The following is a 24,337-nucleotide window of genomic DNA, read 5'->3' as shown; positions in this document are numbered from 1 at the left end:
CGTTGCGGAGTTCACGGAGTGGTTCCTTCGACTGCGGGATGCCGCTCGGGCACCGGCTGCTGTGTGGGCGCGGACCAGCCTCACCCAGGCGGTCGAGAAACCCGCAAGCGATCTCGGCAGGTGTGTGGAAACCTCCACGGCGCCCCGCCGATGTGTGACCATTCCTCCGTGCACGACGACCTCGACCGCAAAATCATCCACGGGCTCTACTGCGCCCCGCGTACCTCCTTCCGCCGCCTCGGCGAGATCATCGGGGTGTCCGAGCAGACCGTGGCCCGCCGCTACAACGCGCTGCGCCGCGCCGGGGTCATGCGCGTCGTCGGGCTGAGCAACCCGACCGCCCACGGGCGGGCGGACTGGATCGCCCGCCTGCGGTGCCGCCCGGACGCCGCCGGGCCCGTCGCCGAATCGCTCGCCCGCAGGCCCGAGGTCGGCTACGCCAGCATCGCCTCCGGCGGGTCGGAGATCATCTGCACCATCCGCTCGGCCGCCGGCACCGGACGCGACGACGTCCTGCTGCGGCAACTCCCGAAAGCCGCCTCGATCCTCGACATGAGCCTGGACCTCCTCATCCACCCCTTCCGCCCCCCGGGAACGGTCGGCTGGGCCGGCGGCCGACAGTCCCTCACCGACGAGCAGGCACGACAGCTGGCGGCACAGCGCCCCGCACCCGCAGGGCCGCCGCTCGCCCCGACCGACGAGGACCGCCCCCTCTTCGACGCCCTGGCGGAGGACGGCCGCGCCTCCCACACCCACCTGGCGCAGGCCACCGGCTGGTCCGCGGCCCGCGTCGCCCGCCGGCTGGAGGCCCTGGAAGCCACCGGCTCCCTCACCTACGGCATCGACATCCTGCCCGAACGCCTCGGCTACGAACTCAACGCCATCCTCTGGCTCCAGGTCGACCTGCCCGCACTCCACCGGATCGGCGAGGAACTCGCCCGGCACGACGAATGCGCCTTCGTGTCGGCCACCAGCGGCCGGCACAACCTCATGGCCGTCGTGATCTGCGAGGACACCCCCGCCTTCTACCGCTACCTCAGCGGCCGCCTGGCCGGCGTCGACGGCATCAGGGGCTACGAGATCAGCGTCCGCGCGCGCCGCCTCAAGCAGTCCGTCTCCCTCATCCACCACGGACGGCTGGTCCACCCCACGGCGGGATGACGCGAGCGCACCGACCTGTCGCCGCCGGAGCTGCGGCGCGGCGTCGCCGGTTGCCGGGGGTGCCTGACCGGAACACCGTGCCCCGGCACGGACAGCCGGGCCGGGGCAGGTCGGTGGTGGCCTCAGTGCCGGACCAGGCCGCCGACGGGGACAGGAGCGACGTGGCCGGTGGCCGGAAGCGTCTGCGCCAGGCCGAGGCCGATGTCGACCAGCGATGACCGGCGCCGAACGGCGACATCGGGGATCGGCGTCCAGAGCGACTCGGCGATCTCGCCGTTCGGCTCGGGCCGGAGCCGGCCGCCGACGATCCGGACCTGGTAGAAGATGCCGACGTTCTGGTGGTCGGGTCCGCCGGGGACGGCACGTTCGGCCGCCGGGATCACCCTGGAATCCACGCCCAGCAGACGTTCGACCACCGCGTCGCAGCCCGTCTCCTCGGCCACCTCCCGGATCACGGCGTCGAACGGATCCTCTCCGTGCTCGACCCTGCCGCCCGGAAGAGTCCAGGTGGATTCGCCCCCGGGCGACACGTGGCGAGCGATCAGCACCCGCCCGTCCTCGATGCACACGGCATACGCCGCCAACCGGAAGCTCATCCCCGCACTTCCCGACGGACCCTATCCCAACCTCCGGGGCCCGAGCACGGGTTGGCCGTCCGGTCGCCTGCGGAACTCCGCCACCCGTGCCGCCGTCCTGCCCGCCGCCGGCACCTCCCCGCCGGGCTTCCCGGTCACGCTCGTGGGCGCCCGGCCGCTGTCGGCCGCTCCGCGGGTGCCGGGCACCGGCGCGGGCGTGCCGGCGTTCTGGTGAGCGCCGGAGCGCGCGCGCCACCGCACCGGGCGGGGCCCAGGAGGGGGCGGCCGGAGGGCGGCGTCCGGCGGCGCGGTCTGCGGCCCGGGGTTACGGTCGAGAGGCCGTCGACGGCCGGTCGCCGGGGCGGGCGCCGCGCCGATCGGCCTCGTCCGCCCGGTTCACGACCGGGCATCCGGGGCAACCGCACGGTGTCCCGTCCGCCGCAGTCCAGGACCCGGAAAGGGGAACGAGCCCATGACCACACCCGACGACCACGGAACGCAGCCGGACGAACCGGCGCAGGAACGGTCCGCCGAGGAACGCTCGATCACGGCCCCGACCCCGGCCGACGTCCGGGCGAAGGCGGAGGGCCGGACCGGAGCCCGGGAGCGGTCCGCGGAGGAGCGCTCCATCACCGCGCCCACCCCGGCCGACGTGCGGAGGAAGGCGGAGGACGACGAGGAGCCCGAGCCGCCCGCGGCGGACACCGTGGCACCGTGAGCCGGCTTCCCACGGCTCCCGCGGTCACCCGCTGACGCCCGAAGGCCAGGCCCCGTCCCGGCGACGACAGCCGGGGCGGGGCTCCGGCGTCCCGGCCGGGCCGTACACGGCGACGCGGCCCGATTTCGCGCCCGCGCCGGGAATGCACCCCGGCCGGGCGGGTAACCGAGCGCTGTCGTCACCGGCCTCCGGGGCCGCTGCCACCCAGCGGCGCCACCGCCAGAATGGGAGTTCGCCGCATGGCCGTCGCCACCTCCTGGTCCACCGCCGTCACCCTGCCCGAAGGCCCGTTCCCCGACGTGGCCGTCGAGGCGGCGCTGCGCTACGACACCGCCTCGCCGTACGCGGTGTGCCTGGCCTTCCCGCCGCTCGGCGACGACGACCGGGCGCAGTGGACCTTCGCGCGCGACCTGCTCGACCAGGGCCGGCACGGCCCGGTCGGCTGCGGGGACGTCACCGTCGCGCCCGGGCCGGAGGACCGCGTGCTGATCACCCTGCGCTCCCCCGCCGCACGGGCCGTCATCAGCATCCCCGCGGCCGTTGTGACGGCGTTCCTCCTCGACTCCTTCCGGCTGGTACCGGCCGGCACCGAGACCGAGCACCTGGACGTCGACGCCGCCCTCGCCCGGCTGCTCCCCTGACCCGCCGCCGCCCGGCCGGGAGCATGTCCCCCGGCGGGCGGGGTAGGCGGGCGACATGCGGCGGCCCCGGCCCGGTACTCCCTCCCCGCGGGGGCCGGGACCGCCGCCGGAACACCGCGAGGAGCCGCGACAAGAGGAGAAGACCATGAACGCGCCACCGTTTCCGGCCTCGGCCGACGGCCCTTCCCTGTTCGCCGTCGCCGTGCCCGCCCTGGCCATCGCCGTACTGCTGACCGGCGCTTTCGCCTGGGGCAACCACCATCTGAACCGTCGGGCGGCGAGGCCGACCAGGGGCGCCCACGCGGCGCGCACCGACTCCTGGCGCACCCCCGACGGTAACGCCCCGCGCCACGACGAGCGCAAGCCCGCCCAACGCCGGCCCGCCGACCGGCCGTCGCACCGGCGGGCCCACCGCGCGGCCCCGCTCCGACGGCCGTCGTGAGCGTCCCGCCCGGTCCCCGACCGGATCCGGGCGCCGACCGTCACCAGCGGGCGTGCACCTGCGGCCGGATCCGCCGGTCGTACAGCTCCCGCACGGCGTCCAGGGTGGCCGGCGGCAGCGGCGCCAGGTCGGCGGCGGCCGCGTTGGCCCGGGCCTGCGCCACGTTGCGGGCGCCGGGGATCACCGTCGTCACCCCCGGCTGCTGGGTCACCCACCGCAGCGCCGTCTGCGCCGCGCTCGCGCCCTCGGGCGCGAGCGCGGCGAACTCCACCGCCGCCTCGACGCCCGTCGCGAAGTCCACCCCGGAGAACGTCTCCCCCTGGTCGAAGGACTCGCCGTGGCGGTTGTACGTACGGTGGTCGTCCGGCGCGAAGACGGTGCGCTCGTCGTACCGGCCCGACAGGAGCCCCGAGGCCAGCGGCACCCGGGCGAGGATGCCCACCCCGGCCGCCTCCGCGGCGGGCAGCACCCGCTCCAACGGCTTGAGCCGGAACGCGTTCAGGATGATCTGCACGCTCGCGACGTTCGGGCGGGCGATCGCGGTCAGCGCCTCGTCGCAGGTCTCCACGCTCACCCCGTAGGCGGCGATCCGGCCCTCCTCCACCAGGGTGTCCAGGGCGTCGAACACCTCGTCCGAGGAGTAGACCGGCGTCGGCGGGCAGTGCAGCTGCACCAGGTCGAGCCGCTCCACCCCCAGGTTGTCCCGTGAACGGTCGGCCCAGGCACGGAAGTTGGCGAGGCCGTAGTGCTCGGGCCGCTGCTCGGCCCGGCGGCCGAACTTGGTGGCGACGAACACCTCCGCGTCCGGGCGGTCCTTCAGGAAGCGGCCGATCAGCCGCTCGCTGCGGCCGTCGCCGTAGACGTCGGCGGTGTCGAAGAGGGTGACGCCGGCCTCCACCGAGGCCTCCAGCACGGCCAGGGCGTCCTCCTCCCGGACGTCACCCCAGTCCGCGCCGAGCTGCCAGGTGCCGAGTCCGACGATCGAGACGGGGCGGCCGGTACGGCCGAGTACGCGCTGTTCCATGGGGTGAGCCTCTCACGCGGCGGTCCTGCGGGCGGCACGCCCCGTCCGACGCCGGGTCATGGGCCCGCCGACCGGGGCCCGCGCGGTACCTTCGGTCCCGGCCGCCGGTCCGATCCGGGTCGCGGGCGGCTCCGAACACCCGGGAAGGGTCGGGTCCGAACGCCCGGAAAGGGTCGCGGGCGGCTCCGTCCCCACCCGGGAAGGACTGCCCGGACCCCGACGGCACCCCCTGCGAGGCCCCACCCGTGACCGTATCGATCGCCCTGTTCACCCAGGACCTGCGGCTGCACGACAACCCCGTGCTGCACGCCGCCCGCTCCGCGGCCGACCAGGTCGTCCCCCTGTTCGTCCTGGACCCGGCCGTCGAACGCGCCGGGTTCGCCGCGCCCAACCGGCAGGCCTTCCTCGCCGACTGCCTCGCCGACCTGGACGCCTCGCTGCGCCGGACCGGCTCCCGGCTGGTCGTGCGCCGCGGCGAACCCGCCGAGCAGACGGCCCGGGTGGCCGCCGAGGCCGGCGCCGCCACCGTGCACGTCGCCGCGGGCGTCAGCGCCTTCGCGCAGCGGCGCGAGGAGCGGCTGCGCCAGCTGTTCGGCGACCGCCTGCACGTCCACGACGCCTCGCTGACGGTGGTCCCCGCGGGCCGGATCACCCCGGCCGGCCGGGACCACTACGCGGTCTTCACCCCGTACCACCGCGTCTGGCAGCAGACGCCGCGCCGTACGGTGCTGGGCCCGCCCCGGAAGATCGACAGCCCCAGCGGCATCGGCAGCGAGGGCCTGCCGCCCACCGGGGCGCTCTCGCCCGCGCTGTCACCCGCGCTGCCGCCCGGCGGCGAGACCGCGGCGCGCCGGCGGTGGCGGCAGTGGGACGCCGGCCCGTACGCGGAGGTGCACGACGACCTCGCCGCCGACGCCACCTCCCGGCTCTCCCCGTACCTGCACTTCGGCTGCCTGTCCCCCACCGAACTCGTCGAACGCGCCCTGCGGCACGACGGCGAGGGGGCGCGGGCCTTCGTCCGGCAGCTCGCCTGGCGCGACTTCCACCACCAGGTCCTCGCCGCCCGCCCGGACGCCGCGCACCGCGACTACCGGCCCCGGGACGACCACTGGCACCGGGACGAGCGCGAGGCCGAGGCCTGGCGGCGGGGCCGCACCGGCTACCCGATCGTCGACGCCGGGATGCGCCAACTCGCCGAGGAGGGCTGGATGCACAACCGGGCCCGCCTGCTGACCGCGGGCTTCCTCGCGAAGGGCCTGTACCTGGACTGGCGGATCGGCGCCGCCCACTTCCTGTCACTGCTGGTCGACGGGGACGTGGCCGACAACCAGCTCAACTGGCAGTGGGTCGCCGGCACCGGCACCGACACCCGCCCCAACCGGGTGCTCAACCCGCTGCGCCAGGCCGAACGGTACGACCCGGACGGCGCGTACGTGCGCCGCTGGGTGCCCGAACTGGCCCACCTGCCCGGGCGTGCCGTGCACCGCCCGTGGTCCCTCGCGCCCGACTACCCGGCCCCGCTCGTCGCCCCGGACGCCCTCGGCTCCCGCTTCCGCCGGGCCCGCGGCCTGGACTGAGAGACCGAGGCCGCGGGGCCTGGAACGGATCTGGCCCCGCGGCTCCCGGGAGCCCGGCGGCGTGAGGGGCGCCGTCAGTAGGTGACGATGCCCGGGTCGGAGAGGCCGGGGGCGCCGGTCTCGACGTGGCCGGCCAGGCGGCGCACGAAGTCGGTGCTCGTGCCCGCGGTGACGGTCACGTCGTACCAGTTGCGGCAGCCGCTCAGGTCGACGGTCCAGTTGACGGTCGCGCCGCGGCGGACGGTGACGGTCTTCGGGGTGCCGCCGTAGGCGTTGGTGAGGGTCAGCACGGCGTCCGCGGCGCCCGCGTTGGTGAGGGTGAGGTCGAGGTTGCCGGTGGCCGCGTTGTGGCGCGCGGTGACCTCGGGCCCCACGGTCTTGCCGGGGTTGCGGAAGCGGCGCAGGAAGCCGTTGGGGCCGAACACGGTCAGGTCGGTGACGCCCTTGGAGTACGTGGTGTTCCAGGCGTCCGCGATCGTCCTGCCCGCCTCGGTGGTGTACGTCCACGGGCCGTCGGTGCGGTTGGCCGAGGTCACCAGGAACTGGGCGCCCGCCGCCGCGCCCGAGCCGAAGGTGAGGCGGTACTTGCCGGTGGCGGTGTCGGCCGCACCGTCCACGGACGGCGCGTACGCCAGCGGGCGGGTGGGCCTGGCGCCCGCCTCCTGCTTCGGCATGGTGCCGGTGGCCGGCGGGGTGGGCACGTAGTCGGGGTGCCGGTTGCGGTCGGGCGGGAGGTAGCCGGCGGTGGAGGGCAGCGCAGGCGGCGCCGCGTTCGAGGCGGTGAAGTCGAAGGCGGAGGTGAGGTCGCCGCAGATCGCGCGCCGCCAGGGCGAGATGTTGGGCTCCTGGACCCCGAAGCGGCGCTCCATGAAGCGGATGATCGAGGTGTGGTCGAAGGTCTCCGAACAGCTGTAGCCGCCGGTGCTCCAGGGCGAGACGACCAGCATCGGCACCCGCTGGCCGAGCCCGTACGGCCCGGCCGAGTACCCGATGGTGCCGGGGTGGTAGTCGGCGGTGGTCGCCACGGTGGACAGGCCCTGGGAGGCGGAGGAGGGCGGGAACGGCGGCACGACGTGGTCGAAGAAGCCGTCGTTCTCGTCGTAGGTGATGAACAGCGCCGTCCTGGCCCACACAGCGGGGTTGGAGGTCAGCGCGTCCAGCACCTGGGCGACGTACCAGGCGCCGTAGTTGGCGGGCCAGTTGGGGTGCTCGGTGAAGGCCTCGGGTGCGGCGATCCAGGAGATCTGCGGGAGGGTGCCGGCCTGTACGTCGCGCCGCAGGTGGTCGAAGAGGCCGTCGCCCGCCTTGGCGTTGGTGCCGGTGCGGGCCTTGTCGTACAGCGGGTCGCCCGGCCTGGCGTTGCGGTAGTTGTCGAAGTAGAGCAGCGAGTTGTCGCCGTAGTTCCCGCGGTACGCGTCGCCGATCCAGCCCCAGGAGCCGGCCGCGTCCAGTCCGTCGCCGACGTCCTGGTAGATCTTCCAGGAGATCCCGGCCTTCTCCAGCCGCTCGGGGTAGGTGGTCCAGTTGTAGCCGGCCTCCTGGTTGCCGAGGACCGGGCCGTTGCCGCTGACGCCGTTGCCGGTGCAGCCCGTCCACATGTAGTAGCGGTTGGGGTCGGTGGAGCCGATGAACGAGCAGTGGTAGGCGTCGCAGATGGTGAACGCGTCGGCGAGCGCGTAGTGGAACGGGATGTCGTCGCGGGTCAGGTAGGCCATCGTGGTGGCCGTCTTGGCGGGCACCCACTGGTCGTACCGGCCGTTGTCGAAGGCCTTGTGGCCGCCGGCCCAGTCGTGGTTGAGGTCCTGGACGAACTGCATCCCGAGGTCGCTGACCTGCGGCCGGAACGGCAGGACCTCCCGCTTCAGGGCGTCCGTCTGGTGCCACACCGACTTGCCGCTCGGCAGGGTCACCGGGCGGGGGTCGCCGAAGCCGCGGACGCCCTTCAGCGAGCCGAAGTAGTGGTCGAAGGAGCGGTTCTCCTGCATCAGCACGACGATGTGGTCGACGTCCTGGATGGTGCCGGTGGTCCCCGCCGGGGCGATCGACGCGGCTCGGGCGATGCTCTGCGACAGCGACGAGAACGCGGCGGTAGCGCCCGCGAGTTGGAGGAAGCGGCGGCGGTTCAGCTCGACCATGGGTGGTTTGACCTCTGCATGTCAGGAAGGTGGAGGACGGCGTCCCCTAGGACAGCGCGTGCGGGGTACCGCCCGGCGGACCATTCATGACTGCCCGCCGTACGGCAGACGAACGCCTCGAGTTGTCCGTACAGGATCCGGCCGTCGACCGTCCCGGCCGGCCTGATGGTCCCGACCGTCGGACCGGAGCGGCGCGCCCGACCGGCCCGGTTCGATGGACCCGACCGATCCGCCCGGACACCCGCCGGCGTGCGGCTCCGCAACCTTCCCCGGGTCAGGAACCGGTCGCGGCGCGGACGGCGGCCGGGAGCGGGAGGGACGCGCCCTGCTCGAAGGCGGCGGCGAAGCCGTCCGCGCCGAGGGCCGCGCGGACCACGGAGGCGACCCGCTCCACGTCCGCGCGCTCGCCGGGCGGGAGCGGGGCACCGGCGCCCCGGCGGGCGGCGTCGGCGGCCCCGAGGAGCAGCGCGGCACGGGTGAGCCCCGAGGTTTCGCCGGTGGCCGCGGCCGCGCCGGCGGCGCCCTCCAGCGAGAGGGCGAGGGCGCGCGGCTCGGCCAGTTCCCGGGCGTGGGCCAGGCCGCGGGCCTGATGGGCGGCGGCCTGCGCGGGCAGGCCGCGCAGTTCGGCGACGAAGCCGAGTTCCACCTCGACCAGGTGCTTTCCCGCGGTCGACGACGGGTAGTCGTCGCGCATCGCCCGGAGGTGGCGTTCCGCGGCGTCGAGGTCACCGGCCCGACGCGCCCCGAGGGCGAGGCCCATCACGGCGAAGACCTCGCCGAAGAGGTGGCCCTGCTCGGCGGCCGCGCGGCGGGCCCGCTCGTGGAGCAGCCGGGCCCGCTCCCAGTCGCCGGTGAGGAGCGCGAGGCGACCCAGGCCCGCGAGGCAGGCGGAGGCCTCCACGGCCAGGCCAAGTTGCTCGGCGAGGCGCAGCCCGACGCTGTGGCGGGACTCGGCGTCGGCGTAGTCACCCTCGATCTCGGCGAGCGCGGCGAGGGTCGGCACGGTCTGCAACTCGCCCCACCCGTCGCCGAGTTCGTGGAACTCCGCGGCGGCGGTGCGGCCGTCGCGGCGGGCCCCCGCCAGATCGCCGGCGGCCAGTGCGGTCCGGGCCAGCAGGGCGTGCGCCGCGGCGGTGCCCCAACGGTCGCCCGCGGCGGCGCAGTGGTCCAGGGCCCGGGTGCCGACGGCGTGCGCCGCGGCCGGGTCGCCCGCGTGGTGGAGGCCGTAGGCGAACAGCCACAGCGCCCGACCGCGCCGGACGGGGTCGGCGATGTCCGCCTCGGGGCAGTCCCGCTCGGGCGGCCGGTGGCCGGTGAGCATGGCGAACGCGCCGTGCAGGAGGTGGAGTTCGGCGGCCGTCGAGGCCGCGACGGCGGCGGATCCGGATGCCGGGCCGGGTCTGTCGGCCGGAGCGCGGCCGATGGCCTCCAGTACGGCGGCCAGGGCGCGCCTGGCCTCGTGGAGGCGCCCGCGCAGCAGCCACCAGGGGCACAGCGCGGCGGCTGTACGGGCCGCGCCGTCCTGGTCGCCGGTGCGCAGGAGGTGGTCGAGCGCGGCGCGGAGGTTGGCGGACTCGGCGTCCAGGAGGGCGAGTAGGTGCCGTTGGTCCGGCCCGCGCAGCCGGGCTTCGGCCCGTTCGGCCAGCTCGCGGAAGTACCCGGCGTGGCGGGCCGCGGTGGCCGCGGCCTCCCCCGCCTCGTGGAGCCGGTCGCGGGCGTAGGCGGCGACGGATTCGAGCAGGTGGTAGCGCGGGCCGTCCCCGGTGTGCGCGGCCTCGACGAGCGAGCGGTCGACCAGGCGGCCGACCAGGTCGAGGACCTCGTCGCCGGGGATGCCGTCTCCCCCGCACACCGCCTCGGCCGCCGGCAGCGGGCAGCCGCCGACGGGGACTGCCAGCCGCCGCAGGACGGCCTGCTCGGGCGGGGTGAGCAGGTCCCAGCTCCAGTCGATCACCGCGCGCAGGGTCTGCTGCCGGGCCGGGAGGCCGCGCTGCCCGGAGCCGAGCACCCGGAACCGGTCGCCGAGGCGGGCCGCCAGTTCCCGCACGCCCATCACCCGCACCCGGGTGGCCGCGAGCTCCAGGGCGAGCGGGATGCCGTCCAGGCGCCGGCAGATCTCCGCGACGGCGGCCCGCGTCCCGTCGTCCGCCCCGGCCTCCCCGACGTCCCCGGCCGCCGCGGCCGGAAGGGCGAACCCGGGCGCGGCCGCGGCGGCCCGTTCGGCGAACAGCCGCGCCGCGGCGACCGGGTCGAGCGGGGCGACGGGGAACACCGCCTCCCCGGGCAGCCGCAGCGACTCCCGACTGGTGGCCAGGACGCGCAGCTCCGGCACGGTGTCCAGCAGGGCCGCGACGAGGTCGGCGGCCGGCTCGATCACGTGCTCGCAGTTGTCGAGGACGAGCAGGGCCCGCCGTTCGCGCAGGGCGGCGGCCAGCGCGGGGAAGGGGGCGGCCGGGGGCACGGCCGGCCCGACGGTCTGGCGGATGCCGAACGCGGCGGCCACCGCCTGGGCGAGGTCGGCGGCGTCGGCGGGCAGGGCCGCGAGCTCGACGAGCCGCACCCCGTCCGGCGCGCCGCCCTCGGAGCCGTCCGCGAGGCGGTGCGCGAGGGCCAGCGCGAGCCGGGTCTTGCCCACTCCCCCGGGGCCGGTCAGCGTGACCAGGCGCTCGGCGCGGACCAGACGGGCGAGGTCGTCCAGCGCCGCGCCGCGTCCCACGAGCGTGGTGCGCGGGGCCGGCAGGTCCGGGCGGGGGAACCCGTCGGCGGACCGGTCACCGACGGCCACCGCGGCCGGCGGACCGACGGGCGAGCGGGCCGGAGCCGGCCGGTTTTCCGGCACGGCGGCGGGCAGCAGGGCTGTGTCCTGCCGCAGGATCGCCTCGTGCAGGGCCGTCAGTTCGGGGCTCGGGTCCAGGCCCAGCTCGTCGACCAGCAGCGCCCGCAGTCCGCCGTACGCGGCGACCGCCTCGCCCTGCCGACCGGCGCGGTACAGGGCCCGCATCTGCACGGCGCGCAGCCGCTCGCGCAGGGGATGGCGGTCCACCAGCTCGGTCACCTCGCCGAGCAGCAGCGGATCGCCGAACTCGAGGCGGGCCTCCGCCAGTTCCTCGACGACCGCGAGCCGTTCCTCGGCCAGGCGCTGGGCGGCCGGGCGGACGAACTCCTCGTCGGCGAAGTCGGCGTACGGGCGTCCACGCCACAGGTCGAGCGCCTGGGCGAGCGCGGCGGCCCGGGCGCGCGCGTCGGTCTCGCTCCGGGCCCGTACGGCCAGTTCCCGGAAGCGGGCCGCGTCGACCTGGGCGGCGTGGTCGTCGAGTCGGAGCCGGTACCCGGCGGGGTGGTGGGTCACCCGGTCCCGGCCGATCGCCCGGCGCAGCTGGGAGACCTTGGCCTGGAGCGCGTTGGCGGGGTTGGCGGGCGCACCGTCCCCCCAGATGTCGTCGACGAGGCGGTCGGGTGACACCGGTCGGCCCTCGTGCACCAGCAGATCGGCCAGCAGGGCCCGCACCTTGGTCTCGGGCACCCGCACGGGCGCGTCGTCGTCGCCCCACACCTCCAGCGGGCCGAGCACCCCGAACCTCATGGGGCACAGCCTACACAGGATGATCATCAGCTGGTCGGCCCGGGCTGCTGCCGGACCGTCAGCGGAGCATCAGCAGAGCCGAAGCGGGCTGCGGGAAGGTCATCTCAGCGGGCCGGAGGAACCGGCCGGCACCACCACGGAAGACGATGGAGCACCACCATGAGCACGAACACCCTGGTTCCGGCGGGCACGGACACCGAGACCGCCGGCCCGGAGTCCCCGCTGTTCCAGCCCGCCCGCCTCGGCGCCCTGCGGCTCGCCAACCGCCTGGTGATGGCCCCGATGACGCGCAACCGCGCGAGCGCCACCGGCGTACCGGAACCGATCATGGCCACCTACTACGCCCAGCGCGCCTCGGCCGGGCTGATCATCGCGGAGGCCACGACGCCGAACGCGGTCGGCGCCACCTACCCCGACATCCCGGCGATCCACGACGAGTCGCACGTGGCCGGGTGGCGCCGCGTCACCGACGCCGTCCGGGCCGCGGGCGGGCAGATGTTCCTCCAACTCCAGCACGGCGGCCGGGTCGGGCACCCCGAGACCAGTGGGCACCACCCGCTCGCCCCGTCGCCGGTACCGCTGCCCGGCACCATCGTCACCCCGTCCGGGCACCGCGAGAACGTCGTGCCGCGCGAGATGACCGAGCAGGAGATCCACGCCACCGTGGCCGACTTCGCCGCCGCCGCGCGCCGGGCGGTGGACGCGGGCTTCGCCGGGGTCGAGGTCCACGCCGCGAACGGGTACCTGCTCCACCAGTTCCTCTCCCGCCACACCAACCACCGCACCGACGGCTACGGCGGGTCGGTCGCCAACCGCATCCGCCTGACCGTCGAGGTGGTCCGAGCGGTCGCCGAGGCCATCGGCGCCGAACGCGTCGGGATCCGCATCGCCCCCGGCGTCACCGCCAACGCCATGACGGAGGACGACGTCGACGAGGTCTACCCCGCGCTCCTGCGCGAACTCGACGGCCTGCGCCCGGCCTACCTCCACGTCGTCTTCGCCGACCCCGACCAGCCCCTCTTCCGCACCCTGCGCCAGGCCTGGTCCGGCACGCTGATCGCGAACCCGGCGCTGCCCTGGCCCGGCCCCCTCCCCGCCGACGGCGGCCGCGCCGCCGCCGAACACCTGCTGGCCGCCGGCGCCGACCTGATCTCCCTCGGCCGCTCCTTCCTGGCCAACCCCGACCTGGTCACCCGCCTGCGCACCGGCGCACCCCTCAACCCCATCCGCGACGCCCACCTGATGTACGTCGGCGGCGAGACCGGCTACACCGACTACCCCACCCTCGACTGACAGTGTCAGGTCTGTCAGGTCCGCCGGCGGCTCGCGATCTCCTCGGAGAGCCGCCGCACGTGGGCGGGGTCCGCGTCCCGGGCAAGGGCGACGTAGTGGTCCATGACGGCCGGCCGGTAGCGCACGGGCAACGTCTGTCCTGGGGCGAGTCGGGTGAGCTCGGTGATCGTGAGGTCTTCGTCCGCGATGCCGCGGAACGAGATGCCGTCGGCGGTCTCCACGTCGAACATCAGCACCACGCGTGGACTGCCGTCGCTGCCGACCTCCCGCCAGTCGACGAGAACGCCGAGCGCGAGCTCCCCCGTACGCAGTTCCGCATTGCGCTTCCGTGCGTCACCGCTCAGGAGCGGGTTCGGGGCGACGCCCGGGAAGTCGGGCCCGACGCCGAGCGACTCCCGACTCAGGTCGGGCCTGAGCCGTGCCACCAGATCCTCGGGCTTCTCACCCGAACCGAACAGCCTGCCGAACGCCCTGCCGAACATCCTGCCGAACATCCCGACCCCTCCCTCACGCCCGGTACCGGGACCTCGGCCTGGCGCTTCGCCCTCCGCGCGATTGTACGAGCGTCAGCCAGTCGGTGGTGGCAGCTGCGCTCGGCCCGCCGGGCGGGGCAGAAGGGAGTCTCAGCGGTGGCCACGGGGCACCTCCTCGGTCGGCGACGTTCGGCCAAAACTGACTTCGCGTCAGATCGCTCGTGGCCGAGACTGATGACCCGTCATTGACACTTTCTTGACCATCACTTTACTGTCGCCGTGGCGGCGCCGACCCGCGCCGTCGGATGACCGGCACACCCGAGGAGGTCCGATGGAGCAGCTCATCAAGCGGATGACCCAGGACGACAAGTGGAAGCGCTGGGTCGCCGTCAACTCGGCCGGCGGCGCCAAGGACGGCTGCATCAGCGTCGCCAAGTCCGGATGCATCAGCGTGGCGAAGTCCGGCTGTATCTCCTGACCCAGCCCGACGCACCGGCAGTGCCGACAGGGTCCGGGCCGGCCGCTTCGGCCGGCCCGGGCCCCCGGGCCCCGGGTCGGAGCGGCCCCGGGCCCACGAGCCCAGGTGACCCCACCGACCGGAGGTGACATGAACGGCCAGCCGACCGCCGACGTGGTCGACCGGATCAAGGACATCCCCCTCTACCGCGCCTCGATCGAGCGGGGACACTTCCCCGTGCTGGAGAAGTCCGAGATCGCCCGCGGCTTTCCGGACAACTGGATGACGCCCGGCCTCGCCGAGGCCCTCGCGTCGGGCGAGGCCGAGTTCGTGCTGTCCACGGGCACCAACCACGCCCGCATGCAGCTCATCCGGCCACCGTACTTCCTGCTGAAGTCCTACTACCGGCTGTGGAGCGAGCACCCCGACATCGCCGACACGTGGGCCGAGGGCTGCAAGCGGGTCTCGCTGACCACCGTCCTGGCCACCGAGCACGTGGCACGGGTCAACGCCCGCAGGCGGGGCGGCGAGCCGGACTCCCGACCGGCCCTGGCGGAACGGTGGTTGGACGAACGCACCTGCTACCTCAACCTCCGCCTCGACCCCGACCACTGGCAACGGGCCGACGTCGAGCGCATGCTCGCGGAGATCCGGGAGGCCGCCCGGGCCCACCCGCGCGGCCGGTACCACCTCGACTGCTCCTCCTCCCACCTCGCGCACCTGGTGCGCAAGGCCAGGGCCTGGGGCCTGTGGGCGGACTTCCCGCAGCCGGCCGGCATCGTGCACGCCTACGAGTACACCCCCGTGAACGTCGCCCGGTACCTGCGCGAGCACTTCGACTGCCCGATCGTCGACCTGTTCGGCAGCACCGAACTCGGCTACCTCTACTACAGCGACCGCAGCGGCCGGTACCGGCCATACCTCGACGGGATGAGCGTCGAGCTCCTGCCCGTCGCCCCGGGGAGCGGGATCCACACCCTGATCGTCACCAGCGTGCGGAACCCCTGGATGCCGCTGGTCCGCTACCGCTCCGGGGACTGCGTCCGCACGCTGGACGGCAGCGCGGACCCCGGCCGCATCGCCCGGTTCTGCGGCCGGGAGAAGGAACTGCTCGACTCCCCCGACGGCCCGGTCGCCCAGGGGGACCTCGACGAGGTGGTCGGCGCGGTCACGCCCCGGACCTTCCTCCACCGGCTGGACGTCACGGGCCCCGGGGACGAGGCCGTGTTGCGCTGCACCACCTTCGACGGCGCCTCGTTGACGGCCGCCGAGGCGGAGGCGACGGCCCGCGAGGCCGGCCGGCTGATCGGACGGCCGTGCCGGGTCGAGCACCACGAGCACCTGCCGATCGGCGCCTCGGGCAAGTACGCCTGGCTCGCCGCCACGCCGACCACCACCCCGGCCACCGCCCCGGCCACCGGGGACAGCCACGGAGACGCCCGATGACCGCCGACCGACCCCGCGTCACCGCCGACGAGCTCGCCGCCCTGCTCGGCGAGGACCTGCACGCCGAGGTGGTGGCGTACACCGTCGCGCGCACCGGCGCCGCACCCGCCGACGCCGAACGGCAGGTCACCGAGTGCCTGCGCTACCTCTACCTGGTCTCCCGCCACCGCGAGGAGCTCGCCGGCCTCTTCCTGCCGGTCGAGCAGGACATCGACGAGATCTGGCACTACCTCATCCTGCAGACCCGCGAGTACCGGGCCCTGTGCGAGGAACGCCTGCCGGGCCGCTACTTCGTCCACCACCGGGGCATCCCGTACGAGGCGTACCAGGAGGAGCCCGGCCGGGAGGCCGCCGCCGAGCAGGCGCTGCGCTGGATCCCGCTCTACTGCCAGGAGTTCGGGCCCTTCGACGAGGGCGCGCTGGCGCACTGGACCATCGTCCGCTACCTCCACGAGGAGCTGGGGATGTCGCTGGAGGAGATCTCGGCGCTGAGCCCGACGGTGGCGGCGTGACGGTCTCCCCGCAGGTCGCCGAGGAGGCCCGGCATCCGCCCGAACACCCGGCGCAGCGCCGGGTGCTGGCAGTTCTGGTCGTCTCCCAGCTGGTCAGCGGCGTCGGGCTGACCGCGGGCGTCGTGGTGGGGGCGCTGATCGCCGAGGAGATGCTCGGCTCGACCGGGCTGGCCGGCCTGCCCACCGCCCTGTTCACCGGCGGGTCGATGCTCGGCGCCCTGGGCATCGGCCGGCTCTGCCAGGCCTGGGGACGCCGCCCGGGGCTCGGCCTCGGGTACGCGGTCGGCGCCCTGGGCAGCGTGGGCGTGGTGGTCGCGGTGGTCGCCGACCAGGTCGCGCTGCTGCTGCCCGCGCTGCTGGTCTACGGCGCCGGCACCGCCACCAACCTGCTCGCCCGGTACGCGGGCGCCGATCTGGCCGCCCCGGAGCGGCGCGGCCGGGCCGTCAGCCGGGTGCTGCTCGCCTCGACGTTCGGCGCCGTGGCCGGGCCCAACCTGGTGGCGCTCGTCGGCGGGCCGGCCGAGGACTGGGGCGTGCCCCGGACGGCCGCGCCGTTCCTGCTGGCCGCCGTCGGGTACGCGGTGGCGGCCGTCGTGATCGGGGCGCTGCTGCGGCCCGATCCGCTGCGGTCGGCCCGGGCCGCGACGCCCCCACCGGCGCCGGCGGAACCCGCCGAAGCGGCCGAAGCGGCGAAGCCGTCGGACCGCTCGCGGGTCCCGGGCGTGGCCACCGGCCTGTGGATCATGGTGCTCGCCCAGCTGCCGAAGGTCGCCCTGATGACCATGGTCCCGGTCCACCTGGCCGCCAACGGCCACGGCACCGGTGTGATCGGCCTGGTCGTCTCGCTGCACATCGGCGCGATGTTCCTGCCCTCCCCGCTCAGCGGCCTGCTCGTCGACCGCTGGGGAGCGCTCCCGGTGGCCGCCGCCTCCGGCGTCACGCTCGGCGCGGCCGCCCTGCTGGCCGGCCTGGCGCCGGCGGACTCGGTGCCGGTCCTGGCGGCGGCCCTGCTGCTGGCCGGCGTGGGCTGGAACCTGGGCCTGGTCGGCGGCACGGCCGTGGTCACCGCCGCCGCGCCGCCCTCCCGGGGCGCCGCGACCCAGGGCCTGGCCGATGTCGGACTGTCGGTCGCGGGCTGCACCGGCGGTCTGCTCTCCGGCCCGGTGGTGGCCGCCGGCGGCTACGAAACGCTGGCCTTCGGCTGCGCCCTGGTGGCGCTGCTCGTCGCGCTCCCGGCGGTGCGCGCCGCCCGCCCCGTGCCCGCCGGAGAGCGGCGGTGAAACGGCGGTGAAACGGCGGCGGTGCCGCGGTCCGCCCCCTCGACGGACCGCGGCACCGGGCGGCGGCGGTCCGCGGGCCCGTCCCGGAGTCGACCAGCAGCACGTCTTCGACACCGGCCCTGCTGTGGCGAGGTCCGGCCCCGCCGGGGCACCTCACCGGTTCCGTTCACGGTGACAGCGCAGCGCCCGGGTGGACGCGGTCGGCGCCCGGAGAGGATCGTCCGGGCGCCGACCGCACCGGTTCCAGCGGCAACGGCGATGTCCGGAAGGCCGGACGGGTGGCCGGGTGGCCGGGGCCGGACGGGTGGCCGGGTGGCCGGGGCCGGACGGGTGGCCGGGTGGCCGGGGCCGGACTGCCGGCCGGGTGGCCCCGGCCGGACGCCCGGCCGCCGGCGCCTACGAGTTCGGGTTCACCATGAGGTGCCAGTTGGTGGTGGTGGTGCTCGGCTTGCAGTACCAGTCGGAGTAGACGGAGGCACGCCCGTCCGCCTCGCACGCCGACTTGGTCCTGTAGGTACCGGCGTCGATGTACGAGAGGGTCCCCGCCACGACCGGCGACGCCGTGCTGGTCCGGGCAGACGCGGGGACCGCTTGCGCGGCGGTGGCGGCGGTGCCGCCGATGAGCAGGGCGGCGGCGACGGTGGCTCCGGTGAGAGCGAGTCGAGTACGCATTCTTCTCCTCCGTGCGGAATGGTCGATGTCGGCGGTCTCCCCGACCGCTGTCCGGCCAGGGGTGATCCGCAGCGCCCGGGTGGACGCGCTCGGCGTCCGGGAAGCCTTGTCCGAGCGAGCGGGATCCGTTCGGTCCCTCGGCCCGTTGCTGCTGGGCAGCAGACGCGTTCGGTGTCCCGCGCCGACGGCCTGGCCGCTTGGGCGAGGCCGTCGTGACTGAGGGCTGTTCCGGTGTTCCGCATTCAGGATGTCGAGGGCGATGGCACCAGGCCATGTCATTCCGCGCAGGGCCATTGCCGATTCGCGCACGCCTTGGGCGGCAGGTTCCGGTAGTCCCGCGGCGGTATCCCGTAGGTGGCCCGGAACAGGCGGCTGAAGTGCGTCGGGTTGGTGAAGCCCCACCGTTCGGCGATGGCCTGGATGGGGCGGGCCTTCAGGCGGGGGTTGGCGAGGTCGAGGCGGCAGCGTTCCAGGCGGCGGTGGCGTATCCAGGCCGCCGGTGGCGTGTCGTCCTCGGCGAGCAACTGCTGGAGATGGCGCAAGGAGATGTGGTGAGCGTCCGCGATCGCCCGGGGGGTCAGGGCCGGATCGGAGAGGTGCTGCTCGACGAACGCGTTGATCCGGGCCCGCAGGGCGCTCCGGCGGGCCTCGGGGCTCAGCGCCTCGTCAGCTTCCAGGCAGCGGGCGAGGACGGACGCCAGGAGGTCCAGGGTGACCGAGGCCAGGGTGGGGAGGTCGGCCGGGGTGAATTCGCCCGCGCGGGCGTTGATGTCCGTCAGCCAGCGGCTGAACACCCCGCCCATGCCGCGGTGCCCGCTGATCGGGACCGAGAGCAGACTCCGCACCGCCTTCTCCGGCAGGGGCAGCAATCTGCGGGGGAACTGCACCGTCAGGTGCGACCAGTCGCCCGGCACGGTGCGGACAACACCGCTGTAGGGACGACTGCTGTCCATCACCATGAGGTCACCGGGCCGAATCGCCGCGTCGCCCCCGGCCTCGGAGAGCGCCCCCTCCGCATGGAGGAAGTAGTTGAGCAGGTAGACCTCCGGATCGGACTGCCGGATCAGCTTCGCCGTCCGAGCTATCTCCAGGTGCGGGAACACCAGCGCGGACACCTGCAGCTCACCCAGGTCCACGGCGCGCATCCTGGCACGGAAGTCGTCCTGGTGGTCGCTGCGCAGCCTGTTGGACATGTGCGACCGCGCTGTCGTGGCCTCCCAGAGCGCGAACCGCTCCGGCGCCGCCACGACCTCCGTGCTGAACTCCGTCACCAGCATCCCAGCCTCCGTAGCCCGTTCCCCCTGCGGCTTCGAACGTGGCATGGACAGGTACATACCGTCGAGCAGCACTTCGGTCACATGTGCCGCGGGTACGTCCTGGAGTACTGGCTAGGCGAACACCGCCTTGACCAGTGTCCGCTTCACCTTCTCGAACGTCCCGGCCATGGTGGGCAGGTCCGTTTCGACGTCCCCGGAGGTCAGCGAGCCGGTCAGGGTCCTGGTGCCGTCGGGCGTGCTGTACATCAGTGCGCCCCAGCCCCAGAACCCTCCGTTGTGGTGGAGAACGGTGCCGCCGCCGTCCAGCTCCTCCACGAACACCCCCAGGCCGTAACCCATCGTGGGGTCCGCGACGCGCATCTCGGCCAGAAGCCCGGCCGGGATGAGCTTGCCGCTGTTCAGCGCGGAGAAGAACGTGTGGAGGTCCCGGCTGGTCGAGATCATGTCGCCGGCGGCGGATACCCAGGAGGGGTTGAAGCGGGTGGTGTCGACCACCTTCCACTGTCCGGCGTCGTCGTAGCCGAAGTAGCCGTGGGCGTGCGGCTCGGGGATGTCCTCCCGGGTCTCCGGCAGTAGGGTGCCCGTCAGCCCGAGCGGGCCCAGGATCAGCCGGTGCGTCTCCTCGGGCAGCGAGCGGCCGGTGACCTGCTCGATCAGCAGCCTGGCCAGGACGTAGTTGGTGTTGGAGTAGCTCCAGGCCGTCCCCGGCTCGAACCGCGCCGGCTTCTCCAACGCCCCCCGCACCAGCTCCTCCGGCCGGTAGGTCGCGTGCTGCAGGTCCACCCACTCCTTGCCCCATCCGGCGACCACACCGGGTTCGACCGACCCGTCCTCGGAGAACTCGCCGGTGAAGTTGAACAGCCCGCTGGTGTGCTGCAGGAGCATCCGTACCGTGATCCGCCGGTCGAGCCGGAACTCGGGCAAGTGGTCGGCCACCAGGTCCTCGAGACCGAGCCGGCCCTCGGCCACCAGCTGCAGGACGACGGTCGCGACGAAGGTCTTGGTGGCGCTGCCGATCCGGAAGTGCCCGTCGGTCGGCGGCTTCGCGGTCCGGCCCAGCTCGCTCACCCCGGCGCTGCAGACCCACTCGCCGAGTTCGTCGTTGACGCGCAGCTGCACGCCGGAGAAACCGGCGTCGACGATCTCCTGCATGGCCTTCCGCAGCTCGGGGCGGTCCTGCGGGGCGGTGTTCTGCTCACTCATGGTGATTCCTCATCTCGCGTCGGCGGGTGTGAGTTGAGCGTGCACCCTGACCCAAGGTCAAGGTCAAGGCGACAGATGAGCGCTAGGCTCGCCCCATGGCAGACGGGCTCACGATCGGTCAGGCGGCGGCTTTCGTCGGCATCACCGTCAAGACGGTGCGGCACTACCACCGGCTCGGTCTGGTCGCCGAACCGGAACGGGACCATTCCGGCTACCGGCGCTACGGTTCGGCCGACCTGCTGCGCCTTGTCCAGGTCCGGGCCCTGGCCGGGGCGGGCGTGCCTCTGGCCGAGATCGGCGAGCTGCTCGACGCCGAGCCCGAGCGGTTCGCCACCGCCCTGGACGACGTCCGCCGCCGGCTCACCGAACAGATCGAGGAGCTGACCGCCCGCCGCGACACCCTGCACCGGCTCGCCCACGGTGACCGCGCCCTGCTGCCCGACCGGGCCTGCGCGGTCCTGGAGCGACTCGCCGAGCTCGACTTCAGCCCCGACTACGTCACCACCCAGCGGGAGGCCCTGGTGCTGTCGCGGGCGCTGACTCCCGAGGTCTTCGAGGTCTTCCTGGCCAACCTCGAACACCGGCTCGACGACCCCGAGTTCGTCGAGTTGACCAAGCGCGGCTGGGAGGCGAGGTCCTGGGATCCCGACGACCCGCGGATCGAGGAGCTGGCCTCAGCGGTGGCCGCCAACCTGCTGGGCGTCCGCGCGCTGCTGACGCTGCCGGCCAAGCGACCGCACGGGCCCGACGCGGACTCCCGGTACGGCGTGGTCAACCACCACCGGGAGGACGAGGCACCGTCCATCGCCCGGCTGAACGGGCTGGTCGAGGGCCACCTGCGTGCGGCGGGCATTGATATCCCGCGTCAGTGACGGACTGCTGCGCACTTGATCGCCGGTTCGCACCAGGTGCGGTAGGAGACGAGCTGCTCAACGAGCGTGCCGGCGCCTCGAATCGGCGTGGGGGCCGCCTCGTGGCTGACGCCCCGTGCCGTCCCGCTCCTGGCCGCTCGGGTGCGCGGGGTGCGGGTCGGGGAGGGTGTCGGCCGGCCAGAGGGTGTCGGGAAAGGCCGCGTCGTCGGTGTCGGTGTCGGGCAGGAGGGTGGTGAGCATCTGCTGGGCGGTCTTCGCGTTGTCGATGGCGCGGGGCAGCATGGTGCTTTCGTAGGCGTCGAGGGCCTGGTCGATGGTGGGGTGGCCGATGACGGCCTGGGCGAGTTCGGCGCCGTCGAGCAGGGCGAGGTTGGCTCCGACGCCGGCGGGCGGCATCAGATGGGCGGCGTCGCCGAGCAGGGTGATGCCGGGGACGCGCTGCCAGGAGTGGGGAACGGGAAGGACGAACATGGGGCGGTCGGTGAACCCGCCCTCGTTGTCGCGCAGGATGTCCAGCAGGCTCTCGTGCCAGCCCTGGTACTGGGCGAGGAGGCGGGCGCGTACGGCTTCGGTGTCGGCGAGGTCGAGGCCGGCGTGCCAGTCCTGGGGGCCGCGGAAGGTGATGTAGGCGCGGACGTGCCCGTCGCTGTTGCGTTGCAGCACCAGGCTTCGGCGGCCCGCCTTGGCCGCCATGGTGCCGCGGCCGACCAGGCCGGCGATGCGGGGGTGGCGGTGGTCGACGTCGTTGAAGTGGGTTTCCACCATCGTGACGCCCGCGTAGGAGGGCTGGGCGCCGGAGAGCGCGGGGCGTACCCGGGACCAGGCACCGTCGGCGCCGATGACCAGGTCGAAGTCGTCGAAGTCGTCGAAGCCCTCGGCGGTGGGGCTGCGGTGGTGCAGGCGTACGGTGCCGTCGGGTAGCGGGGTGACGGCCCTTACGGGATGGTCCCAGCGGACCGTGCCGGGGATGAGGGAGTCCAGCAGGAGGGAGCGCAGCCGGCCGCGGTCGATCTCGGGCCTGCTCAGATCGTCCTCGCCGGCCTGGTCGTGGCGGATCAGGGTCGCGTGGCGGTCGTACAGGCGCCACTCCTGGCTTTCGGGCCGGGACAGGGCGAGGAACCGGTCGAACAGCCCGGCTGCTCGTAGGGCGACCTGGCCGGTGTCTTCATGGATGTCGAGGGTGCCACCCTGCGAGCGGGAGCGGGGGTCGCTCTCACGCTCGAAGACCGTGACCGGCACGCCGTGCTGCTGCAGCACGCGCGCGCAGACGAGGCCGCCCAGGCCGGCGCCGCTGATCGCTATGCGAGAGGTGGTGGATGTCGTGGACATAGGGGTCACGCTCCGTCGAATGGTTGAGGAGGGGGCCGGCGTCTCGTGGTGACGCCCTTCCGGACGCGGCAGACCAGTCCGGTGCGCGGACTCCGACTGGTTCTGGCAGCTGTGGTGCCGGTCAGGCGTACCCGACCACAGAAGCACAGCAGATACAAAAGTACAACTGCTCCGACTTTCTATCTGATCCTCTTTGTGATCGGGTGTGCTCAGGCGGGTAGGGTGGGGGCATGGCCGGGACGACAACAGGACGCCGCGAACGCAAGAAGGCTCAGACCAGGCAGGCTCTGACGGACGCCGCAGTGCGGTTGTTCAGCGAGCGCGGTTTCGACAACGTCGGCGTGCGCGAGGTGGCGGAGGCGGCCGACGTCTCACTGAGCACCCTCTTCAAGCACTTCCCCAGCAAGGAAGCCCTCGTCTTCGATCTGGACGCGGACATCGAGAGCGCCCTGGTCGCCGCCGTTCACGACCGGGCCCCCGGACAGACCGTGCTCCACGCCCTGCGCGACCACATGGTGCACAACCGCACCAGGGTGCGCACCGACGACCCCACTTTCGTCCTCATCGAATCCACGCCCGCCCTGCGGGACTACGCCCGGCGCATGTGGTCGCGCCACGAGAGGACACTGGCAGCCGCCCTCGCCGAGGCCACCGGACTCGCCCCGGATGCCCCCGCCATCACCGGTCTGGCACGCTTCACCCTGGAAGCCCCCGGCATCGCCCGCACGAGCGACGACCCGGCCCAGGCCATGCGCGACCTGTTCGCCCTGCTGGAACACGGCTGGGCCACCACCCCCCTGGCGCGACAGGAAGACCGCCCCGGCCAGGAAGGATGACCACGACCGGATTCCGCATCACGGTGCCAGCGGCTGCTCCTCGACGGCCTGCTCACCGTCGTCGCTCTGCCGGCCACCCCAGAAGCCGGCCCGTCCGACCATCCCGCATCCGACCGGCGACGTCGTCCCACTCCGCCGGGTCTGACCCGTCAGCCTTCGAGAGGGGAGCCCGCAGCGCGCGGGCTCCCCTCTCGCCGCTGCCGCCGTCGTCAGGTGAAGTCCTGCGGTCCCAGCAGGCGTTCGAGCTCAGCGACGGCTTCGACGGCCGCATGAGTCTCCAGCACCTCCTCGGCCGGATGGACATAGGGACTTCCGCGCCAGACGACATAGCCGCCCGCCGGGTCCACCGTCACGAACGCCGGCACCGGCTCCCCGTCCCCCATCCACCACCGCGACCCCGTGCTGAAGCAAAGTCGGCCCATGCTGGTGAACGGATAGAAGCGCGTGAGCCCACCACCCCGAGCCGCCGAGACCAGAGCGACCAAGCCCACGTGCTCACCGCGACCACAGGCCTTGTCGATCCCTGTCGAACAGGCCAGCTCGAAGTCCCAAGCAGCCTCCAGCGGCTCTTTCATCTTCATCAAGCCATGGTCTCGCCGATGCGATCCGCAGAAAAGGCCCACCCCGCGCACCCCACTCCCCAGACCGTTCACAGGTCGAAGAACTGAGGAGCCGGAGCAACACTGGCCAGACCCAGAAAGCCTCATCAACCGACTCGTCGCCGTGGATGCCCAAGGGTCGGTGTGCGAGCACCCGTCGCTGCTGATGACCCACCACCTGCCCGGCAGCGTGCGCCCGGACCAGGACGACGACACCGCCGCCCGTGCCGAC

The 24,337-nt window shown here is 73.9% G+C and carries 22 protein-coding genes; 12 read left to right on the top strand and 10 right to left on the bottom strand.

Annotated elements, in window-relative coordinates; genetic code table 11:
* The first annotated feature begins 168 nt into the window (after window positions 1-168).
* On the top strand, window positions 169-1,161 hold the full coding sequence (locus tag ACZ5GH_RS34015; RefSeq protein WP_387757228.1) for an Lrp/AsnC family transcriptional regulator: 993 nt from the start codon (window positions 169-171) through the stop codon (window positions 1,159-1,161).
* 122 nt (window positions 1,162-1,283) lie between these two features.
* Here the strand turns inward: ACZ5GH_RS34015 and ACZ5GH_RS34010 are convergent, their stop codons facing one another.
* Entirely contained in the window at window positions 1,284-1,757 is a 474-nt protein-coding gene (locus ACZ5GH_RS34010) for an NUDIX hydrolase (protein WP_387757226.1), read from the bottom strand.
* Window positions 1,758-2,208: 451 nt separating this feature from the next.
* Between ACZ5GH_RS34010 and ACZ5GH_RS34005 the strand changes: the two genes are divergently transcribed.
* The 3 genes from ACZ5GH_RS34005 (at window position 2,209) to ACZ5GH_RS33995 (ending at window position 3,537) form a co-directional block, all read left to right on the top strand.
* On the top strand, window positions 2,209-2,454 hold the full coding sequence (locus tag ACZ5GH_RS34005; protein WP_387757225.1) for a hypothetical protein: 246 nt from the start codon (window positions 2,209-2,211) through the stop codon (window positions 2,452-2,454).
* Between the two features lie 239 nt (window positions 2,455-2,693).
* Window positions 2,694-3,095 carry an SsgA family sporulation/cell division regulator gene (locus tag ACZ5GH_RS34000; RefSeq protein WP_464336224.1) on the top strand — a complete coding sequence of 134 codons (402 nt, stop codon included), beginning with the start codon at window positions 2,694-2,696 and terminating at the stop codon, window positions 3,093-3,095.
* 145 nt (window positions 3,096-3,240) lie between these two features.
* Window positions 3,241-3,537, top strand: a complete 297-nt coding sequence (locus ACZ5GH_RS33995) for a hypothetical protein (protein ID WP_464336223.1) — start codon at window positions 3,241-3,243, stop codon at window positions 3,535-3,537.
* Between the two features lie 40 nt (window positions 3,538-3,577).
* On the opposite strand, the gene ACZ5GH_RS33990 is transcribed toward ACZ5GH_RS33995, so the two are convergent.
* Window positions 3,578-4,561: an aldo/keto reductase gene (locus ACZ5GH_RS33990; RefSeq protein WP_464336222.1), complete on the bottom strand. Its 984-nt coding sequence runs from the start codon at window positions 4,559-4,561 to the stop codon at window positions 3,578-3,580.
* 245 nt (window positions 4,562-4,806) lie between these two features.
* Here ACZ5GH_RS33990 and ACZ5GH_RS33985 point away from each other — a divergent pair, with 245 nt between their 5' ends.
* Complete coding sequence (locus tag ACZ5GH_RS33985; protein WP_387757218.1) at window positions 4,807-6,138, top strand: cryptochrome/photolyase family protein; 1,332 nt, start codon at window positions 4,807-4,809, stop codon at window positions 6,136-6,138.
* Window positions 6,139-6,212: 74 nt separating this feature from the next.
* On the opposite strand, the gene ACZ5GH_RS33980 is transcribed toward ACZ5GH_RS33985, so the two are convergent.
* Window positions 6,213-8,273 (bottom strand): phosphocholine-specific phospholipase C, encoded by a 2,061-nt coding sequence (locus ACZ5GH_RS33980; protein ID WP_464336221.1) that lies wholly within the window; start codon window positions 8,271-8,273, stop codon window positions 6,213-6,215.
* A 274-nt stretch (window positions 8,274-8,547) separates the two neighbouring features.
* A complete protein-coding gene (locus tag ACZ5GH_RS33975) occupies window positions 8,548-11,856 on the bottom strand; it encodes an AfsR/SARP family transcriptional regulator (RefSeq protein ID WP_464336220.1) in 3,309 nt (1,102 codons plus the stop codon).
* A 159-nt stretch (window positions 11,857-12,015) separates the two neighbouring features.
* Between ACZ5GH_RS33975 and ACZ5GH_RS33970 the strand changes: the two genes are divergently transcribed.
* Entirely contained in the window at window positions 12,016-13,149 is a 1,134-nt protein-coding gene (locus ACZ5GH_RS33970) for an alkene reductase (protein ID WP_387757213.1), read from the top strand.
* Window positions 13,150-13,163: 14 nt separating this feature from the next.
* Here ACZ5GH_RS33970 and ACZ5GH_RS33965 read toward each other — a convergent pair whose 3' ends face one another.
* Window positions 13,164-13,643: a hypothetical protein gene (locus ACZ5GH_RS33965; RefSeq protein WP_464336219.1), complete on the bottom strand. Its 480-nt coding sequence runs from the start codon at window positions 13,641-13,643 to the stop codon at window positions 13,164-13,166.
* A 310-nt stretch (window positions 13,644-13,953) separates the two neighbouring features.
* Here ACZ5GH_RS33965 and ACZ5GH_RS33960 point away from each other — a divergent pair, with 310 nt between their 5' ends.
* The 4 genes from ACZ5GH_RS33960 to ACZ5GH_RS33945 all read left to right on the top strand — a co-directional run bounded on the left by ACZ5GH_RS33960 (window position 13,954) and on the right by ACZ5GH_RS33945 (window position 17,317).
* Entirely contained in the window at window positions 13,954-14,100 is a 147-nt protein-coding gene (locus tag ACZ5GH_RS33960) for a hypothetical protein (RefSeq protein WP_387757210.1), read from the top strand.
* 129 nt (window positions 14,101-14,229) lie between these two features.
* A complete protein-coding gene (locus ACZ5GH_RS33955) occupies window positions 14,230-15,525 on the top strand; it encodes a phenylacetate--CoA ligase family protein (RefSeq protein ID WP_464336218.1) in 1,296 nt (431 codons plus the stop codon).
* Complete coding sequence (locus ACZ5GH_RS33950) at window positions 15,522-16,037, top strand: glycine-rich domain-containing protein (RefSeq protein ID WP_387757207.1); 516 nt, start codon at window positions 15,522-15,524, stop codon at window positions 16,035-16,037. The genes ACZ5GH_RS33955 and ACZ5GH_RS33950 overlap by 4 nt, the downstream gene beginning before the upstream one ends.
* Window positions 16,034-17,317, top strand: coding sequence for an MFS transporter (locus ACZ5GH_RS33945; protein WP_464336217.1), 1,284 nt, complete (start codon window positions 16,034-16,036; stop codon window positions 17,315-17,317). Before ACZ5GH_RS33950 ends, ACZ5GH_RS33945 begins: the two co-directional genes overlap by 4 nt.
* Window positions 17,318-17,713: 396 nt before the next feature.
* Here ACZ5GH_RS33945 and ACZ5GH_RS33940 read toward each other — a convergent pair whose 3' ends face one another.
* From ACZ5GH_RS33940 to ACZ5GH_RS33930, 3 genes are all read right to left on the bottom strand, one after another.
* Window positions 17,714-17,989, bottom strand: coding sequence for a hypothetical protein (locus ACZ5GH_RS33940; RefSeq protein WP_387757204.1), 276 nt, complete (start codon window positions 17,987-17,989; stop codon window positions 17,714-17,716).
* 275 nt (window positions 17,990-18,264) lie between these two features.
* Window positions 18,265-19,266 carry an AraC-like ligand-binding domain-containing protein gene (locus ACZ5GH_RS33935; RefSeq protein WP_464336216.1) on the bottom strand — a complete coding sequence of 334 codons (1,002 nt, stop codon included), beginning with the start codon at window positions 19,264-19,266 and terminating at the stop codon, window positions 18,265-18,267.
* Window positions 19,267-19,377: 111 nt separating this feature from the next.
* Complete coding sequence (locus tag ACZ5GH_RS33930) at window positions 19,378-20,469, bottom strand: serine hydrolase domain-containing protein (RefSeq protein WP_464336215.1); 1,092 nt, start codon at window positions 20,467-20,469, stop codon at window positions 19,378-19,380.
* 95 nt (window positions 20,470-20,564) lie between these two features.
* Between ACZ5GH_RS33930 and ACZ5GH_RS33925 the strand changes: the two genes are divergently transcribed.
* On the top strand, window positions 20,565-21,341 hold the full coding sequence (locus tag ACZ5GH_RS33925) for a MerR family transcriptional regulator (RefSeq protein ID WP_387757200.1): 777 nt from the start codon (window positions 20,565-20,567) through the stop codon (window positions 21,339-21,341).
* Between the two features lie 57 nt (window positions 21,342-21,398).
* Here ACZ5GH_RS33925 and ACZ5GH_RS33920 read toward each other — a convergent pair whose 3' ends face one another.
* A complete protein-coding gene (locus ACZ5GH_RS33920; protein ID WP_387757198.1) occupies window positions 21,399-22,670 on the bottom strand; it encodes an FAD-dependent oxidoreductase in 1,272 nt (423 codons plus the stop codon).
* A gap of 230 nt (window positions 22,671-22,900) precedes the next feature.
* Here ACZ5GH_RS33920 and ACZ5GH_RS33915 point away from each other — a divergent pair, with 230 nt between their 5' ends.
* A complete protein-coding gene (locus ACZ5GH_RS33915; protein WP_464336214.1) occupies window positions 22,901-23,506 on the top strand; it encodes a TetR/AcrR family transcriptional regulator in 606 nt (201 codons plus the stop codon).
* Window positions 23,507-23,715: 209 nt separating this feature from the next.
* Here the strand turns inward: ACZ5GH_RS33915 and ACZ5GH_RS33910 are convergent, their stop codons facing one another.
* A complete protein-coding gene (locus ACZ5GH_RS33910; protein ID WP_464336213.1) occupies window positions 23,716-24,087 on the bottom strand; it encodes a hypothetical protein in 372 nt (123 codons plus the stop codon).
* Between the last annotated feature and the right edge of the window lie 250 nt (window positions 24,088-24,337).

This window comes from Kitasatospora sp. Xyl93 (assembly GCF_055383135.1).
This window is presented reverse-complemented; position numbering and strand designations above follow the sequence as displayed.